At 75.7% G+C, this 15,436-nt stretch carries 14 protein-coding genes; 7 read left to right on the top strand and 7 right to left on the bottom strand.

Going from position 1 to position 15,436, the window contains the following annotated elements; genetic code table 11:
* The first annotated feature begins 62 nt into the window (after positions 1 to 62).
* Positions 63 to 1,208 (top strand): NAD(P)/FAD-dependent oxidoreductase, encoded by a 1,146-nt coding sequence (locus tag Srubr_RS19590; protein ID WP_189990818.1) that lies wholly within the window; start codon positions 63 to 65, stop codon positions 1,206 to 1,208.
* Between the two features lie 44 nt (positions 1,209 to 1,252).
* Here Srubr_RS19590 and Srubr_RS19585 read toward each other — a convergent pair whose 3' ends face one another.
* The 3 genes from Srubr_RS19585 to Srubr_RS40875 are packed head-to-tail and all read right to left on the bottom strand — an operon-like array spanning position 1,253 to position 3,388.
* Positions 1,253 to 2,476 (bottom strand): serine hydrolase domain-containing protein, encoded by a 1,224-nt coding sequence (locus Srubr_RS19585; protein WP_189990820.1) that lies wholly within the window; start codon positions 2,474 to 2,476, stop codon positions 1,253 to 1,255.
* Between the two features lie 49 nt (positions 2,477 to 2,525).
* Positions 2,526 to 2,807, bottom strand: a complete 282-nt coding sequence (locus Srubr_RS40880) for a hypothetical protein (RefSeq protein WP_230426665.1) — start codon at positions 2,805 to 2,807, stop codon at positions 2,526 to 2,528.
* Complete coding sequence (locus tag Srubr_RS40875; RefSeq protein WP_229926475.1) at positions 2,807 to 3,388, bottom strand: MFS transporter; 582 nt, start codon at positions 3,386 to 3,388, stop codon at positions 2,807 to 2,809. Before Srubr_RS40875 ends, Srubr_RS40880 begins: the two co-directional genes overlap by 1 nt.
* Between Srubr_RS40875 and Srubr_RS19575 the strand changes: the two genes are divergently transcribed.
* On the top strand, positions 3,380 to 3,820 hold the full coding sequence (locus Srubr_RS19575) for a PPOX class F420-dependent oxidoreductase (protein WP_189990822.1): 441 nt from the start codon (positions 3,380 to 3,382) through the stop codon (positions 3,818 to 3,820). The genes Srubr_RS40875 and Srubr_RS19575 overlap by 9 nt on opposite strands.
* Before the next feature lie 69 nt (positions 3,821 to 3,889).
* On the opposite strand, the gene Srubr_RS19570 is transcribed toward Srubr_RS19575, so the two are convergent.
* A complete protein-coding gene (locus Srubr_RS19570) occupies positions 3,890 to 4,780 on the bottom strand; it encodes an NAD(P)-dependent oxidoreductase (protein WP_189990824.1) in 891 nt (296 codons plus the stop codon).
* A gap of 118 nt (positions 4,781 to 4,898) precedes the next feature.
* Between Srubr_RS19570 and Srubr_RS19565 the strand changes: the two genes are divergently transcribed.
* Positions 4,899 to 5,525 (top strand): TetR/AcrR family transcriptional regulator, encoded by a 627-nt coding sequence (locus Srubr_RS19565; protein WP_189990826.1) that lies wholly within the window; start codon positions 4,899 to 4,901, stop codon positions 5,523 to 5,525.
* Between the two features lie 38 nt (positions 5,526 to 5,563).
* Here Srubr_RS19565 and Srubr_RS19560 read toward each other — a convergent pair whose 3' ends face one another.
* From Srubr_RS19560 to Srubr_RS19550, 3 genes are all read right to left on the bottom strand, one after another.
* A complete protein-coding gene (locus tag Srubr_RS19560) occupies positions 5,564 to 6,691 on the bottom strand; it encodes a glycosyltransferase (RefSeq protein ID WP_189990828.1) in 1,128 nt (375 codons plus the stop codon).
* A 47-nt stretch (positions 6,692 to 6,738) separates the two neighbouring features.
* Positions 6,739 to 8,019: a nucleotide sugar dehydrogenase gene (locus tag Srubr_RS19555; RefSeq protein WP_189990921.1), complete on the bottom strand. Its 1,281-nt coding sequence runs from the start codon at positions 8,017 to 8,019 to the stop codon at positions 6,739 to 6,741.
* Between the two features lie 83 nt (positions 8,020 to 8,102).
* Positions 8,103 to 9,557 carry a glycosyltransferase gene (locus Srubr_RS19550; RefSeq protein WP_189990830.1) on the bottom strand — a complete coding sequence of 485 codons (1,455 nt, stop codon included), beginning with the start codon at positions 9,555 to 9,557 and terminating at the stop codon, positions 8,103 to 8,105.
* 142 nt (positions 9,558 to 9,699) lie between these two features.
* On the opposite strand from Srubr_RS19550, the gene wecB reads away from it, so the two are divergent.
* The 4 genes from wecB to Srubr_RS19530 are packed head-to-tail and all read left to right on the top strand — an operon-like array spanning position 9,700 to position 15,434.
* The gene (wecB, locus tag Srubr_RS19545) at positions 9,700 to 10,788 is read left to right on the top strand and encodes a non-hydrolyzing UDP-N-acetylglucosamine 2-epimerase (protein WP_189990832.1); all 1,089 of its coding nucleotides are present in this window, start codon (positions 9,700 to 9,702) and stop codon (positions 10,786 to 10,788) included.
* Positions 10,781 to 11,425, top strand: a complete 645-nt coding sequence (locus Srubr_RS19540) for a class I SAM-dependent methyltransferase (RefSeq protein ID WP_189990835.1) — start codon at positions 10,781 to 10,783, stop codon at positions 11,423 to 11,425. The genes wecB and Srubr_RS19540 overlap by 8 nt, the downstream gene beginning before the upstream one ends.
* Complete coding sequence (locus tag Srubr_RS19535; RefSeq protein ID WP_189990838.1) at positions 11,425 to 13,242, top strand: hypothetical protein; 1,818 nt, start codon at positions 11,425 to 11,427, stop codon at positions 13,240 to 13,242. Before Srubr_RS19540 ends, Srubr_RS19535 begins: the two co-directional genes overlap by 1 nt.
* Complete coding sequence (locus tag Srubr_RS19530) at positions 13,239 to 15,434, top strand: glycosyltransferase (protein WP_189990839.1); 2,196 nt, start codon at positions 13,239 to 13,241, stop codon at positions 15,432 to 15,434. The genes Srubr_RS19535 and Srubr_RS19530 overlap by 4 nt, the downstream gene beginning before the upstream one ends.
* Positions 15,435 to 15,436 lie beyond the last annotated feature (2 nt).

The following is a 15,436-nucleotide window of genomic DNA, read 5'->3' as shown; positions in this document are numbered from 1 at the left end:
CGAGCCGTGCGAGCGCAACATCAGGTATCTGCGCAGCGCACCGGAGAGGAGGGAGAAGCGCGATGAGTCTCCGGGCCCGGGTGGTCATCGTCGGCGGCGGGGTGATCGGCACGAGTGTCGCCTGGCATCTCGCCCGCGCCGGAGTGCGGGACGTCGTCCTGGTGGAACGGGACGAACTCGCCGCCGGCTCCACCTCCAAGGCCGCCGGCGGGGTACGCGCCCAGTTCTCCGACGAGCTGAACATCCGGCTCGGCGCGCGCAGCCTGGAGGCGTTCGGCAGCTTCGAACGGGAGGTCGGACAGGACATCGGGCTGCACCGGGTCGGCTATCTGTTCCTGCTCGCCACCCCGGAGCAGGTGGCCTCCTTCGAGGCGGGCGTCCGGCTGCAGAACTCCCTCGGGGTGCCCAGCCGCCTGATCACCCCGCGGGAGGCCCGCCGCCTCTGCCCGCTGATCACCACCGACGGCCTGCTGGCCGCCGCGTACTCCCCGGACGACGGCCACTGCACCCCCGAGGCCGTCGTCCACGGTTACGCGCGCGCCGCCCGCGCCCTCGGCGTGCGCGTCCTGCGCCACACCGAGGTCACCGGCATCGACCTGCGCGGCGGCACCGTCACCGGGGTCCGCACCAGCCTCGGCCCGATCGCCACGGACACGGTGGTCTGCGCGGCCGGTGCCTGGTCGCGGCCGGTCGGCGCGATGGCGGGCGTGGACCTCCCGGTACAGCCGCTGCGCCGGCAGATCGCCGTCACCGGGCCGGTGCCGGAGCCGCCGGCCAGGCTTCCCATGACCATCGACTTCACCACCAGCCTCTACTTCCACCGCGAGGGCCCCGGCCTGCTGCTCGGCATGTCCGACCCGGACGAGCGGCCCGGGTTCGCCACCGGCACCCACGACCGCTGGCTGCCCCGGCTCACCGAGGCGATGCGGCGGCGCGCCCCCGCCCTGCTGGACCTGCCCCGCACCGGCGGCTGGGCGGGCCTGTACGAGGACACCCCCGACCACAACGCCCTGATCGGCGAGGCCCCGACGGTGTCCAGGTTCCTGTACGCCACCGGCTTCTCCGGGCACGGCTTCCTGCAGGGACCCGCCGTCGGCGAGGTGATCCGCGACCTCTACCTGGGGCGCGCGCCCTTCCTGGACGTCGGCCCCCTGAGCGCCGAACGGTTCGCGGCCGACGCCCCGCGCCCGGAGGCCAACCTGGTGTGACCGCGCCGCACCTACGCGGCGTGGGCCGGTGGAGGCCGGTGCGTTCAGCCGGTCACCGCCTCGTGCACCAGCCGGCGCAGCTCGGGGAACAGCTTCAGGTTCTTCGGGCGTACCTGGGTCAGGAACTGCACGGTCAGGTCGCGGGCCGGGTCGACCCAGAACGCGGTGCCGGCCACGCCGGTCCAGCCGTAGGTGCCGAGGTGGGACGGGGCCAGGGTGCGGGCGGGGTCGGTGACGACGGAGACGTTGAAGCCGAAGCCGAGCCCGTCCATGCCCGGTTCCCGGTGGACCGGGGCGCCGAAGGAGCGGATGGTGGCCCCGCCGGGCAACTGGTTGCGGGTCATCAGCGCGAGCGTGTCCGGCTCCAGCAGCCGTACGCCGTCCAGCTCGCCGCCCCGGCGCAGCATCTCCGTGAACCGGTGGTAGTCGTGGGCGGAGGAGACCAGGCCGCCGCTGCCGGACAGGAAGAGCGGCCGACCGCGCACCGGCAGCCCCGGCACCGGCTCGATCCCGCCCTCGTCCGTCTCGCCGTACAACTCGGCCAGCCGGCCGGCCTGTTCGGGGCCGATGTGGAAGCCGGTGTCGGTCATGCCGAGCGGGCCCAGGATCCGTTCGGCGAAGAACGCGTCCAGCGGCTGCCCGGAGACGACCTCGATCACCCGGCCCAGCACATTGGAGGCGACCGAGTAGTTCCACTGCGTGCCCGGATCGGACTGCAACGGCAGCCGGGCGTACAGCGCGACGGTCTGCGCGAGGTCCTTGCCCGGCGGCACCGAGTACTCCAGGCCCGCCGCGCGGTAGAGCGCGTCCACGGGGTGGCGGTGGTAGAAGCCGAAGGTCAGGCCGGCGGTGTGGGTGAGCAGATGCCGGATCAGGACGGGGCCGGCGGCCGGGCGGGTGCGCACCTCGTCGCCCGAGCCGCCCGCGTACACCCGGGGCTCGGCGAAGTCGGGCAGATGGCGCTCCAGCGGGTCGTCCAGGGACAGCAGGCCGTCCTGGCGGAGCAGCAGCACCGCCACGGCGGTGACCGGCTTGGTCATCGAGTAGATCCGCCACAGCGTGTCCGGCTCCACCGGCCGCCGGGCCGCCACGTCCCGCAGCCCGTACGTGGTCAGGTGGGCGACCCGGCCGCCACGGGCCACCGCCACCAGGAAGCCGGGCAGCCGCCCCTCGTCGACGTACCGGGCGAAGTGCCCGTCCAGCCGGCCGAGGGCCCCGGGGTCCAGCCCCGCCTCCACGGGGTCGACGTCCTGTCGCAGCCGTCCCATCGCTCTCCTCCGGTCGCGTCCGCCCGTCCCGACTCGTCCGTTCCGCCTCTCATCGTCGCTCAGGAGCGGCGGCCGGGACAGGGGCGTGCGCGGCGGGGGCGCGCGACGCGGCTCCGGCCGGGCCCGGCAGCAGGCGGGCCATGGGCGCGGCGAGCGCGGCCACCGCGGCCAAGGCGAGCAGCGCGTCCTGGGTGCCCGTGCCGAGCAGCACGCTCGCCGCCGCCACGCCCACGGCGGGGCCGGCGTTCAGCGCGGTCTGCTGCACTCCGCCCGCCACCCCGGCCGTCCGCACCTGCGCCGCGCGCACGATCACCTGCGTGGCCGCCACCATCACCGTGCCGAAACCGGCGCCGAGCAGCGCGAAGGCGAGACCGAGCCCGGCCGGGGCGGTGGTCCGCGACAGCAGCACCCCCAGCGCGAGGGCGCCGCGGCCACCGCCGTCATCCGGCGCGCACCCCACCGGCGCAGCGACGCGGGGCACAGCGCCGCCGACAGCACCATCAGCACCGCCGGCGGCAGGCTGCTCAGCGTGCTGTGGAACGCGTCCATGCCGAGCCGGCGCTGGAGCACGTACGTGGCGACGAACAGGGTGCCGGACATCGACGCGGAGACGGCCACCAGGACGCCGAGCGCCGCCCCGGCCGACCGCGCGCCGATCAGCTCCGGCGGCAGCAGTGGGTTCGCCGCGCGCCGCTCGTGCCGGACCAGGACGACGGCCGTCAGCGCGGCCGCGGCGAGCCCCGCGCCGGAGACCGGCCGGGCCGTGACCGCGTACACCAGACAGGCCGGCGTCACCGCGAGCAGTGCGGCCCCGGGCAGGTCCAGCGGGGTCCGCTCGGGCGTGTGTCTACGCGCGCTGGGTGACCGGGAATGCGTGGGGCGCCGGGGCGGGTTGACCGGGGTATGACTCAAGACCCGACGCAAGAGGCACTGCTCGGCCTGCTCTCCGAAGGCCACGGCGGCGTACTGGTCACCCTCCGGCGCGACGGCCGCCCCCAGCTGTCCAACGTCAGCCACGCCTACTACCCCGACGAGCGGATCATCCGGATCTCCGTCACCGACGACCGCGCCAAGACCCGCAACCTGCGCCGCGACCCGCGCGCCTCGTACCACGTCACCAGCGCCGACCGCTGGGCGTACACCGTCGCCGAGGGCACCGCCGAGCTGACCCCGGTCGCCGCGGACCCGGGCGACGACACCGTGGCGGAACTGGAACGGCTCTACCGCGACGTGCTCGGCGAACACCCGGACTGGGACGACTTCCGGGCCGCCATGGTCCGCGACCGCCGCCTGGTGGTGCGGCTGCACGTCGAGCGCGCGTACGGCAATCCGCGCGAGAGCTGACCCGGGGCGGGCGCGCGGTGAGGTGCTCGGCGGGGCACGGCCGCCCGGCCGCGCGTTCCGGCGGTCCGGCTAAGACGGCGCCCAAGGCGCTTCGGCCGTCCGTGCCTCGATCGCGTGCAGTACGGCCACCATGTCCTCCCCGCCGTGGCCCCCGGCCACCGTCTCCCGGAACAGGGCGTGACACACGTCCAGGAGCGGGGAGGCGAGGCGGGCGGCGCGGGCCGCGTCGGCGATCAGCCGGTTGTTCTTCAGCACGTCCAGGGCCGCCGCCTGCACCGAGAAGTCGCGCTCGCGCAGCTTGGGCGCCTTCATCCGGGACACCGCGCTGGCCATCGGGCCCGCGTCCAGGACCTCCAGGAACAGCCGGCGGTCCACCCCCTGCCGCTCGGCGAAGTGGAACGCCTCGGCCAGCCCGGTCACCTGGGTGATCAGGAAGAGGTTCACCGACAGCTTCATCAGCAGCGCGCCCGGCACCGCGCCGCACCCGAACGTCTCCCGGCACATCGGCGCGAGCAGCGGGCGTACGGCGGCCACGACGTCCTCCTCGCCGGCGAGCATCGCGACCAGCCGCCCCTGTTCCGCCGGCACCCGGGACCCGGAGACCGGCGCCTCGGCGTACCGGCCGCCCGCCGCGCGGATGTCCGCCTCCAGCGCGCGGGAGTACTCCGGCGCGGTCGTGCCCATGTGTACGACGGTGCGGCCCGCCACGCGCACGGCCGGCTCCGGTGTGCCCCTGCCGAGGACCGCGTCCACCGCGGCCTCGTCGGCGAGCATCAGCAGCACCACCCCGGCCCGCGCGAACACCTCGGCGGCGTCCGCCGCGACCTCGGCGCCGGCCGCGCGCAGCGGCTCCGCCCGGTGCGGGGTCCGGTTCCAGACGACCAGTGGGATGCCGGCGTGCGCCAGGCGCAGGGCCATGGGCCCGCCCATCACTCCGAGGCCGATGAATCCGACGTTCATGACCGGCCCGCCCTTCGTACCGCGCGCCGCTTATGACACTCGTCATAGTAGCGCCGGTTATGACGGCGGTCATAGTCTGAGGGCGGAGGAAGCCGGGGGGGACGAACGGAGGCGACGCATGACCGAGGCGCGGCCCGGACCGCGGGAGCGGATGGTCTTCAGCGCGGCCCAGCTCATCCGGCGACACGGGGTCGCCGCGACCGGCATGCGCGAGGTCGCCGCGCACGCCGGCGCCCCGCGCGGCTCCCTCCAGCACTACTTCCCGGGCGGCAAGGAACAGCTGGTCAACGAGGCGGTCCAGTGGGCCGGAACGTACGCGGGCAAGCGGATCGCCCGCTTCCTCGCGGGGCTGGACGAGCCGACGCCGAGCGGGCTGTTCGCGGCGATGGCCGCGCAGTGGACCGACGAGTACGCGGCGGACGGCTTTGCCGCGGGCTGCCCGGTCGCCGCCGCCACGGTCGACTGCGCCACCTCGGCCGACGCGACCCGCCGGGCGGCCGCGGCCGCGTTCACGGCCTGGCGCGCGCCGCTCGCCGCGGCCCTGACCGGCCTGGGCGTGCCCGCCGCCCGCGCCGAGTCGCTGGCCACGCTCATGATCAGCACCCTGGAGGGCGCGATCCTGCTGGCCCGCGCCGAACACGACACCGCCCCCCTCACCACCGCCGTACGAGAGCTCGGCCCCCTGTTGGACGCCGCCGCCCACCCCCGCCCGACCCGGCCCACTGAGCAGGCCCGCACCCCTTGACCGGGCCCCCTGTCGAGCGCCGCCGCACGTTCTCGCGCTCAGGCCGTGCCGGCGCCGGCCGTTTCCTCCTTGACCCACAGTTCCAGCAGGTCCACGAAGTCGGCTGCCCGGGGGTGCCAGTTGAGTTCGGAGACGGCGGCCTGCCGGCCCCGGCGGGCGGCGCGGAGCCGTAGGTCGGTGTCGTCGGCCAGTCGTCGTATCGCGGTCGCCGCCGCCGACGCGTCCCGGTAGGGCACCACCAGCCCGCAGCCGTGCCGTTCGACCAGCTCCGCCGCGAGCGGGGTGGGCGTGGTGACGACGGGCACGCCGTGGGCCATGTACTCCACGACCTTGGTGGGCCGCGAGTGCCGGTAGTTGGGCTGGTCGTGCAGCAGGGACAGGCCGGCCAGGGCGCCGGACAGCCGGGCCAGCGCACGGTCGTTGGGCAGGAAGCCGTACCAGCGCAAGACCCCCTCCCGGTCGGCCGCCGCGAGCGCGTCCCGCACGTCGGGATCCGCCGTGCCGATCGCCTCGACCCGCACGGCCGGGGCCAGCAGCCGCGCCAGGGCGATCAGTTCGAGCGCGCCGCGCGCCCGGGACAGCTGGCCCAGGTAGACCACCCGGTCGTCACCCGGCGGCGGGGGCGGGCCGGGCGGCGGGGTGGCGAGGTTGGGGACGACGGGGTGACGGCCCCGGAACCGGTGCTGGTAGGCGTCCTCGGCGAGCAGCAGCCGCACCCGGCGCTCGGCCAGCCGCTCGGCCGCCCGCACCGCCGCGCGCAGCGGGGGACGCAGCGGCCGGGGCACCCAGCCCTTCATCGCCAGCGCCGCTGCCGTGTCCTCGTGCACGTCCCACACGGTGACCGGCACCGCCCCGGCCCGGCGCAGCCGGCGCAGGGTGCCGGGCAGGGCGAGCAGCAGCTCCGGGTCGTGCAGCAGTATCACGTCCGCCGCCGCGCCGCGTTCGGCCAGCAGCGCCCGGGCCGCGCGCAGCGCCGCGCCCCGGTCCCGCCCGGCCGCCCGGGGCAGGTCCACGCCCTCGACGTACGGCCGGGGGCGGGTGTTCCGGTCGGCGTACGGTGCCGCGTACACCACCTCGTGGCCGCGCTCGCGCAGCGCGGCGATCTGCCGGTGCAGTATGCGCGCGTCCTCGGGGTGGTGGACGACGGTGACGACGAGTATCCGCATGGCAGTGCCTTCCAACTCCCCGAGAACGCGCGGAGGCCGCGACGGGCCTACAGCACCTCGACGCCGGGCTTGCTGATCCGCCCGCGGGTGTCGAACAGCAGCCGCGCGGTGTCCGCGAGGGCGGGCAGGTCGTAGGCGGAGTGGTCCTGGAGCAGGATCGTCAGGTCGTACTCGCGCAGCGCGGCCGTCAGGTCGCCGGCGCGGGGCACCTCCACCCCGTCCACCGTCCACAGCGGCACGTGCGGGTCGTGGAAGGCGACGGCGGCCTGACGTTCCCGCAGCAGCCGGGCCACCGGCTCCGCCGGGGTCTCGCGCAGGTCGGCGACGTCCGGCTTGTAGGTGACGCCGAGCAGCAGCACCCGGGAGCCGTGCAGCGGGCGGCCGGCGGAGTTGAGCAGGTCCTGGGCGCGGCGCACCACGTACTCCGGCATCCGCCGGTTGATCTCCTGGGCCAGCCCGACGAACCGGAAGTCGTACCCGAGCGACGAACGCACCTTGTACGACAGGTAGTTGGGGTCGATCGGGATGCAGTGCCCGCCCACCCCGGGGCTCGGCCTGAAGGCCTGGAAGCCGAAGGGCTTGGTGCCCGCGCAGCGGATCGCGTCCCACACGTCCACCTGCAACTCGCGGCTGATGATCGCCAGTTCGTTGACCAGCGCGATGTTCACGTGCCGGTAGGTGTTCTCCAGCAGCTTGGCCATCTCGGCCTCGCGGGTGCCCTTCGCCTGGACCACCATGTTCACGAACTTGGCGTAGAAGGCGACCGCGCGCACCGCGCACGCCGTGGTGCAGCCGCCGACCACCTTCGGGGTGTCGCGCAGCCCGTGCTGGGTGTTGCCGGGGTCGATCCGCTCGGGGGAGAAGGCGAGCGCGAAGTCCTCGCCGGCCCGCAGCCCGGACTCCTCCAGCAGCGGCCGTACCACCTCCTCGGTGGTGCCCGGGTACGTGGTCGACTCCAGCACCACCAGCTGCCCGGGGCGCAGCCGGCCGGCCACCGCGCGGGTGGCCGAGACGACCGCGCCCAGGTCGGGCCCGCCGTCCTCGCCGAGCGGGGTCGGCACGCAGATCACCACGGTCTGCGCGCCCGCCAGACAGGCGTCGTCGCGGGTGGCGGTGAAACCGGCCGCCCGCATCCGGCGCACCTCGTCGTCGGAGACGTCACCGACGTGCGAGCGGCCGGAGTTGAGTCCCGCGACGACCCGCGGGTCACGGTCCAGGCCCACCACGCGCAGACCGGCCGAGGCCGCCTCGCGGGCCAGCGGCAGTCCGACGTAACCGAGCCCGATGACGGCGAGTTCCACCTTTCCGTACGGCGGCGGCGCTTCCATGTCCCCGAGCGAGGGGGTCCGTTCGACCTGCATAGGGATTCACCCGGCCTTCGCGGCTGCACTGGTGGGGGGCTCGCGGGGCGTCAGAGGCAGCCCAGCGAGCGATACGCCTCGCGGGTCGTCGCGGCGACCCGGTCCCAGGTGCGTTCCCGCGCGACCCTCGCGCGGGCGGCGGCTCCCCATTCGAGCCGTCGCTTATGACTGTAAAGCACCCTTTCGAGTTCATCCGCCCAAGCGTGTGGTGATTCAGCCGGAATCAGTCGTCCGTTCACCTCGTGTTCGACCAGTTCCCGCAGCGCGGGGAGATCGCTGGCGAGCACGGGAAGCCCGCCCGCCATCGCCTCGACCGGCTTGAGCGGGGTCACCAGACGGCACACCCGGGCGTTGGTGCGCGGCACCGTGAACACGTCCAACGCCCCGTAGAAATCCCGGACTTGGCCGTGCGGCACGCGGCCGGTGAACACGGCGGTGCCGTCGCCGGCCAGGCCCAGCCGGGCGGCCAGCCGCTCCAGGCTCGCCCGCTCCGGGCCGTCCCCGACGATCAGCAGCCGCAGCGGCACCCCGCGCCGCCGCAGCAGTACACCCGCATGGAGCAATGTGCCGATGCCCTCGTGCGGGGTGAGGCTGCCGACCGTGCCCACCACGAACGCGTCCGGGGCGATCCCGAGGCGGGCCCGCACCCCGGCCCCGTCCGGCGGCGGCCCCAGGAACGCCGCGTCCACCGCGTTCGGCACGATCAGCACCCGCTCCTCGGGCACCCCGCGCGCCACGATCTCGGCCTTCATCGCGGTACCCAGCGTCAGCACCAGATCGGCCCGGCGCATGCAGTCCGTCTCCAGCTCCCGCCGCCCCCGGTACACCGGGTCCGCGACGGTGCGCGCCGGGTCCTGGCTCAGCCAGGTCTCCTCCAGGAAGCCCCGCACCTCGTAGACCACCGGCAGGCCGTAGACCTCGCGCAGGGCCAGGGCCACCCGCCCGTTGCCGTGGTCGGTGGCCGCGTGCAGCACGGCCGGCCGCAGCCGCTCCACCAGCCGCCCCGCCAGCTCGGCGTTGCGGGCCAGCGCCGGGCCCTGCCCGTACGGCAGCCACCAGGGCAGCAGCCGGTGCTGCGGCACCCCGCCCACCAGCTGGAGCGCACCGGCGTCCAGCACCCCGCGCGCCACCGGGAACCCGATCCGGGTCACCACATGCGGATCGAGCCCGGCGGCCCGCTGTGCCTCGGCGAGCTTCTGGGTGCGCACGGTGTAGCCGGCGTGGGCGTACGGCAGCGAGTTGGTCACCAGGTGCAGCACCCGCCCCGGCACCGGCCGCACCGGCCGCCCGGCGGGCGCGCTCACCCGAACGGCCGACGGCAGCGCGCCCGGTCCGGCCGGCCGGGCCCGCCCGCCCAGCCACCGCTCCACCGGCCGCACCCGGCGCCGCAGCCCCGCCGGCAGCAGCCGCAGCCCCAGCAGCGCGGCCCGCGCCGGGTCCTGGCGCAACTCGCCCCAGGCCACGGATGCGGCCAGACTGACAGCGCGGGGGACACGACGGGACATGCCGCCACGGTAGGCCGACGCGGCGCACGGCGCCTCGGACGCGACCACGCGCCCACGCCGGCCGGGCACGAAGCTCCCCTCGTCTCCCCGTGTGCTGCCCCTTGTTCGACCGCCCGCGGAAGGCGAGGACATGAACGGCGTCATGAACGGCCCAGTACTCCATGTGGTCGGCACCCGGCCCAACTTCGTCAAGGCGGCCCCGGTCGTCGCCGCGCTCCGGACGGCCGGCTGCGACCAGACCCTGGTGCACACCGGACAGCACTACGACGCCCGGATGTCGGAGGTGTTCTTCCGCCAACTGGGGCTGCCCCGGCCGGACACCGACCTCGGTGTCGGCTCCGGCAGCCACGCCGGGCAGACCGCCGACCTGCTGGTGGCCCTGGAGGCCGAGCTGACCGCCCGCGCCCCCGCCCTCGTCGTGGTCTACGGCGACGTCAACTCCACACTGGCCGCCGCCCTGGCCGCCGCCAAACTGGGCCTGCCCGTCGCCCATGTCGAGGCCGGGCTGCGCAGCTTCGACATGGCGATGCCGGAGGAGGTCAACCGGCGCCTGGTCGACCAGCTCGCCGGGCTGCTGTTCGCCACCAGCCCGGAGGCCGTCGGCCACCTCGCCCGCGAGGGCGCCGACCCGGCCCGGGTGCACTTCGTCGGCAACCCGATGATCGACACCCTGCTCACCCACCTGGACCTGTTCGACCCGGCCGCCGCCCGCGCCGCGCACGCACTGCCCGAACGCTACGGCGTCGTCACCCTGCACCGCCCCGCCAACGTCGACGACCCCGCCGCCGCCCGCGCCGCCGCCGGCGCGCTCACCGAGGCGGCCCGCCACCTGGACCTCGCCGTCCCGCTGCACCCGCGCGGCCGGGACGCGCTGCGCGCGGCCGGCCTGGACGGCGCGCCCGGCGTGCACCTCCTCGAACCCCTCGGCTACGTCGAGTTCATGAGCCTGGTGCGCGGCGCCGCCGCCGTGATCACCGACTCCGGCGGGGTGCAGGAGGAGACCACCGTGCTCGGCGTGCCCTGTCTGACGCTGCGCACCACCACCGAACGCCCCGTCACCGTCACCCACGGCACCAACCGCCTGATCAACCCCGACGAACTGGTCCCCGCCCTGTGCAAGGCACTCGACGGCGCCCCGGCCGCCCCCGCCGAGGGACCACCGCTGTGGGACGGCAAGGCCGGCCCCCGGATAGCCCGCCTGATCACCCAGTGGCTGGAGCACCATGACTGACGCCGCCCTCGACCACGACACCCCCGGCCACTGGGACGCCCGCCACCGCGAGCAGGACGAACTGACCGCCGGCGGCCACCCGGAACTCGACCGGGCCGGCAACGAACTGTTCTACGCCCTCCGGCTCGGCACCCTGCTCGCCCTCATCGGCGACCTGCACTCCCCGGCCGCCCCGCTGTTCGTGCTCGACGCGGGCTGCGGCACCGGCTACTTCGCCCGCGCCCTGCACCGCTGCGGCCACCGCGTGGACGCCGTCGACGCCAGCCAGGAGGCCATCGACCGGGCCCGCGCCGCCGGCGACGGCCCCCGCTACACCCGGGCCCGGCTCGACGAGTGGCGCAGCCCGTGGCCCTACGACATCGTGCTCTGCGTCGACGTGCTGTTCCACCTGCCGGGCGACACCGAGTGGGCGGCGGCCCTGCGCAACCTCGCCTCCCTGGTGCGCCTCACCGGCCGGCTGATCGTCACCGACGCGGACACCCCCGTACCCCGGGCCCGCGACGGCCGGATCCGGCACCGGCCGGCGGACGCCTACCGGGCCGCCCTCGAACCCCTCGGCCTGCGCCACACCGAGTTCCGGCCCTACGGCTTCCGCGAGGCCGAGACCGGCTTCCACGTCTTCACGAGGATCCGCTGATGCGCCTGACCGATCTGCTCCACCCGCACCTGGACGGCGTCACCACGGTCGTCGACGCCACCGGCCGGGCCCTGCGCCTCGCCTCCTTCCTCCACCTCCCCGACGGCGTCACCCTGCGCCGCGACGACGGACGACGCGCCCTTCGCGAAGGCGACCTGGTACTCCTGTCGTACGGGCCCGACCCCGCCGTGCACGGCACCGAGGACGCCCTGCTCGCCGTCCTGCGCCGCCTGCGGCCCGGCGCCCGCGGCCTGCTGCTGTTCGGCCACCCCGGACCCGAACCCCCCTACCACCGGCTGCTGGACGACCTGGTGACCCAGCGCTGCCAGGTGCTGCGCGCCGCCCCGCTCGACTACGTCCACCTGCACGCCGGCGCGGTGTTCACCCGCCTCGCCACCGACGAACTCCTGCCCCCGCACGACTGGTTCGGCCGCCCGGTACCCACCGACGGCTTCGCCACCACCCTGCGCACGGCCGACGAGTACGTCCTCGCCGACCTCGCCGCCCGCACCCTGCGCGCCCGCCACCAGGACCTGGAACGCCGGGCCGAAGAGGCCGAACGCGCCCGGGACGCCGTCCGCGAGGACGGCCTCGCCGACCGGCTGGCCGCCACCGTACGGGAGAAGGAGCAACTGGCCTCCGCCCTGCGCCAGGCCCGCGACCGGGTCCAGGTGCTCCAGGCCCGGGTGACCATGCTGGAGGGATCCACCTCCCTCAAGGTCGGCCGGGCCCTGGTGTCGGCGGCCCGCTCGCCCCGGCGCGAGATGCCCGGACTGCCCCGCGAGCTGTACGGGCTGTGGCGGACCCGCTCCGCGCGCAGGACCGCGCCCGCCGCCCGGCCCGCCGCCGCCCGCACCGCGCCGGCAGCCGCCGACGACCGCCTCCACCTCGTACACCGGGCGTTCGCCGCCACCCCCCGCGACCGGCTGGTGATCACCGGCGTGCTCACCGACGAGACCGCCGAGGACTTCGCGGCGGACGCCGTGGTGAACCGGGCGCTCCCGCACGACGGCCCCGCGCTCGTCCGGCGCACCGACCCCGACGCGGTCGTGGTCCAGCTCAGCGCGTGCACCGGACACGGCCCCTGGGCGCTCACCGGCACCGGCGCGGCCCCCGACCTCGACCGGCGGCTCGCCCAGCTCCTCACCGAGGCACGCGCCCTGGGCCGGCCGGCCGTGCTGTGGCGGGACGCCCCGGCGTCCGCCGCGCCCGGCCTCGCCCAGCTGTCCTGGGACGCCGTGCTGGACGCCGACACCGGGGTACGGCTGTCCCGGCTGGACGCGGGCGCGGACGCCCGGGAGCGGCTGCGGGAGGCGTTCCAGTGGGACAGCACCCGGGTCCGGCTGGCCGAACTGGCCCGGCTGGTCGGCGCGCCCGACCCGCTGACCGGACGCCGGATAGCCGTGCTCGCCGCCCCCCGCGGCCGGCACGAGGTGGCCCGGCTCGTCGCCCAGGTGCTGGGCCAGCAGCACCGCCCCGCCGAGGTGGTCGTGCCCGACCCGGCCGGCCTGGAGGAACTCGACGCCGCGGGCGTGCCGGTGCGCACCGGGCCGCCCACCGCGGCCTGGGTCGCCGACTGGACCGACCTCACCGAGGACCGCCCGGACACCCTGCTGCTGGACCTGATGTGCGCCCAGGAGTACTCGGGCGCCGACGCGCTGGGCCACGCGGCGGGCGGCGCCGACTACACCTTCGTCCCCGAACTGCGCCGGCCGCTGCTGGTCCGCCGCTCCCTGCACCTCGCGGGCGCCCCGCCCGCGAGCTGGTGCGGCCGCGGCCACCGACTGTTCGCCGTGCGCGGGAAGGAACCGTCATGAGCCGAGTGATCCGGGCCCTGGTCTACGGCGACGTGGACCTCAACCTCATCGACGGCTCCGCCGTCTGGGCCCAGTCGACCGTGCAGGCGCTGTCCCTGGCCGGGTGCGAGACCCGGCTGGTGCTCAAGTCGCCGGTGCACACCGGCCGGCTGACCGATCCGCTGGCCGCCCTGCCCGGGGTGAGCGTGATCAGGCCCGCCGAGGAGCGCCTCGTCCCCGGGCAGGCCGGCCGGCCGCTGTCCCCGGTGCAGGCCTCCCGCCTGCTCACCCGGCTCGACGGGGACGAGCCCTGCGACCTGATCGTGCTGCGCGGACGCCGCATCGTCGGCCAGGTCGTCGCCGACGGCCACTTCGACGGGCGGATCTGGGCCTACCTCACCGACATCCCGCAGTCCGCCGCCGCGATGACCGAGCGGGCCCGCACCGAACTCGGCCGCGTAGCCGCCGCCTCCCGGCTGCTGCTGTGCCAGACCGAGGAACTGCGCTGCTTCCTGGAGACCTGGGTGCCCGAGGCCTGCGGCCGCAGCGTGCTCTGCCCGCCCGCCGTGCCGGAACCCGGCTTCCCGGTGCCGGACCACGAGCGGCCGCACGATCCGCTGCGACTCGTCTACACCGGCAAGTTCGCCCCGCTGTGGAACACCCTGCCCATGACCCGGCTGCCCGCCCTGCTGGCCGAGCGGGGCGTCCGGGCCGAACTCCACACCGTCGGCGACAAGATCCACGAGGACTCCGGCCACCCGGAGTTCCACGAGGCCATGTACCGGGCCCTGCACGGCTCCGCCCCCGGCGTCCGGCACCACGGCGGCCGGCCCCGCGAGGAGGCCATGCGCATCGCCGCCGGCTGCGACCTCGGCCTCGGCTGGCGCGACCCCCGGCTCGACGCCAGCCTCGAACTGTCCACGAAGATCCTGGAGTTCGGCGCCCTCGGGCTGCCCGTCGTACTCAACCGCACGCCCGCGCACGAGGCGCTGCTGGGCAGCGACTACCCCCTCTACGTCCCCGGCCGGGCCGAGACCGAGGACGCCGCCGAGGCCGTGGCCCGCGCCGCCCGCGACCCCGAGGCCCGCCGGCTCGCGGCCGGCCGCTGCCGGGCCGCCGCGAGCCGGTACACCCTGACGGCCGCCGCCGACCGCTGGCGCGCCCACCTCGACCGGGTCTTCCCGCCCGCGCCCCCCGCCGTCGCCCACCGCTCCCGCCCGCTGCGGGTCGGTGTCGCCGGTCACGACCTGAAGTTCCTCACCCGGCTGCTGGACCACTTCCGTGCCCTGCCCGGACTCGACGTCCGGGTGGACGCCTGGCCCGCGCTGGCCCGGCACGACCGGGCCGCGAGCCGCGACCTCGCCGACTGGGCCGATGTGGTGGTGGTCGAGTGGTGCGGCCCGGCGGCCGTCTGGTACAGCCGCCACAAACGGCGCGGCAGCCGGCTGGTGATCCGCCTGCACCGCTTCGAACTCGACGCCGAATGGCCGCACCAGGTCGACATCGACGCCGTCGACCGGGTCGTCTGCGTCAGCCCCTACTACGCCCGCCGCACCCTGCAGCACACCGGCTGGCCCGCGGACAAGGTCGTCACCGTGCCCAACTGGGTGGACGCCGACCAGCTCGACCGGCCCAAGGCGCCCGGCGCCCGGTTCCGGCTCGGCATGATCGGCATCGCGCCCAGCCGCAAACGCCTCGACCTCGGCCTGGACGTCCTCGAACTGCTGCGCGCCGAGGACCGGCGCTGGCAGCTGTCGGTCAAGTCCAAGCCGCCGTGGGAGTACTGGTGGATCTGGAACAAGCCGGAGGAACGCGCGCACTACGAGGCGATCCTGCGCCGCGTCCAGACCTCCCCGCTGCTCGAAGGGGGCGTCGTCTTCGACGACTTCGGCGCCGATGTGCCCACCTGGCTGCGCCGCGTCGGGCATGTGCTGTCCACCAGCGACGACGAGTCCTTCCACCTCGCCCCGGCCGAGGGCATGGCCTCCGGCGCCGTGCCCGCGCTGCTGCCCTGGCCCGGCGCCGACGAGATCTACGACCGGCGCTGGATCCACGCCGGGCCGCGGGCGATGGCCGAGGCGATCGCCGGGCTCGGCGCCGACGGGGAGACCTGGCGGGCCGCCGGCGAGACGGCCCGCGCCCAGGTACGCCGCACCTACGCGCTGGACCGGGTGGCGGCGGCCTGGACGGACCTGCTGGTCACGGACGGCTGACC

The sequence above is a fragment of the Streptomyces rubradiris genome (genome assembly GCF_016860525.1).
GTDB lineage: Bacteria > Actinomycetota > Actinomycetes > Streptomycetales > Streptomycetaceae > Streptomyces > Streptomyces rubradiris.
This window is presented reverse-complemented; position numbering and strand designations above follow the sequence as displayed.

Coding starts and splice junctions, on each gene's coding strand:
- Srubr_RS19585 (WP_189990820.1), bottom strand. CDS start 2,476: ATGGGACGGCTGCGACAGGACGTCGACCCCGTGGAGGCGGGGCTGGAC.
- Srubr_RS19590 (WP_189990818.1), top strand. CDS start 63: ATGAGTCTCCGGGCCCGGGTGGTCATCGTCGGCGGCGGGGTGATCGGC.
- wecB (WP_189990832.1), top strand. CDS start 9,700: ATGAACGGCCCAGTACTCCATGTGGTCGGCACCCGGCCCAACTTCGTC.
- Srubr_RS19565 (WP_189990826.1), top strand. CDS start 4,899: ATGACCGAGGCGCGGCCCGGACCGCGGGAGCGGATGGTCTTCAGCGCG.
- Srubr_RS19535 (WP_189990838.1), top strand. CDS start 11,425: ATGCGCCTGACCGATCTGCTCCACCCGCACCTGGACGGCGTCACCACG.
- Srubr_RS19550 (WP_189990830.1), bottom strand. CDS start 9,557: ATGTCCCGTCGTGTCCCCCGCGCTGTCAGTCTGGCCGCATCCGTGGCC.
- Srubr_RS40880 (WP_230426665.1), bottom strand. CDS start 2,807: ATGGTGGCGGCCACGCAGGTGATCGTGCGCGCGGCGCAGGTGCGGACG.
- Srubr_RS19560 (WP_189990828.1), bottom strand. CDS start 6,691: ATGCGGATACTCGTCGTCACCGTCGTCCACCACCCCGAGGACGCGCGC.
- Srubr_RS19530 (WP_189990839.1), top strand. CDS start 13,239: ATGAGCCGAGTGATCCGGGCCCTGGTCTACGGCGACGTGGACCTCAAC.
- Srubr_RS19540 (WP_189990835.1), top strand. CDS start 10,781: ATGACTGACGCCGCCCTCGACCACGACACCCCCGGCCACTGGGACGCC.
- Srubr_RS19555 (WP_189990921.1), bottom strand. CDS start 8,019: ATGGAAGCGCCGCCGCCGTACGGAAAGGTGGAACTCGCCGTCATCGGG.
- Srubr_RS19570 (WP_189990824.1), bottom strand. CDS start 4,780: ATGAACGTCGGATTCATCGGCCTCGGAGTGATGGGCGGGCCCATGGCC.
- Srubr_RS19575 (WP_189990822.1), top strand. CDS start 3,380: ATGACTCAAGACCCGACGCAAGAGGCACTGCTCGGCCTGCTCTCCGAA.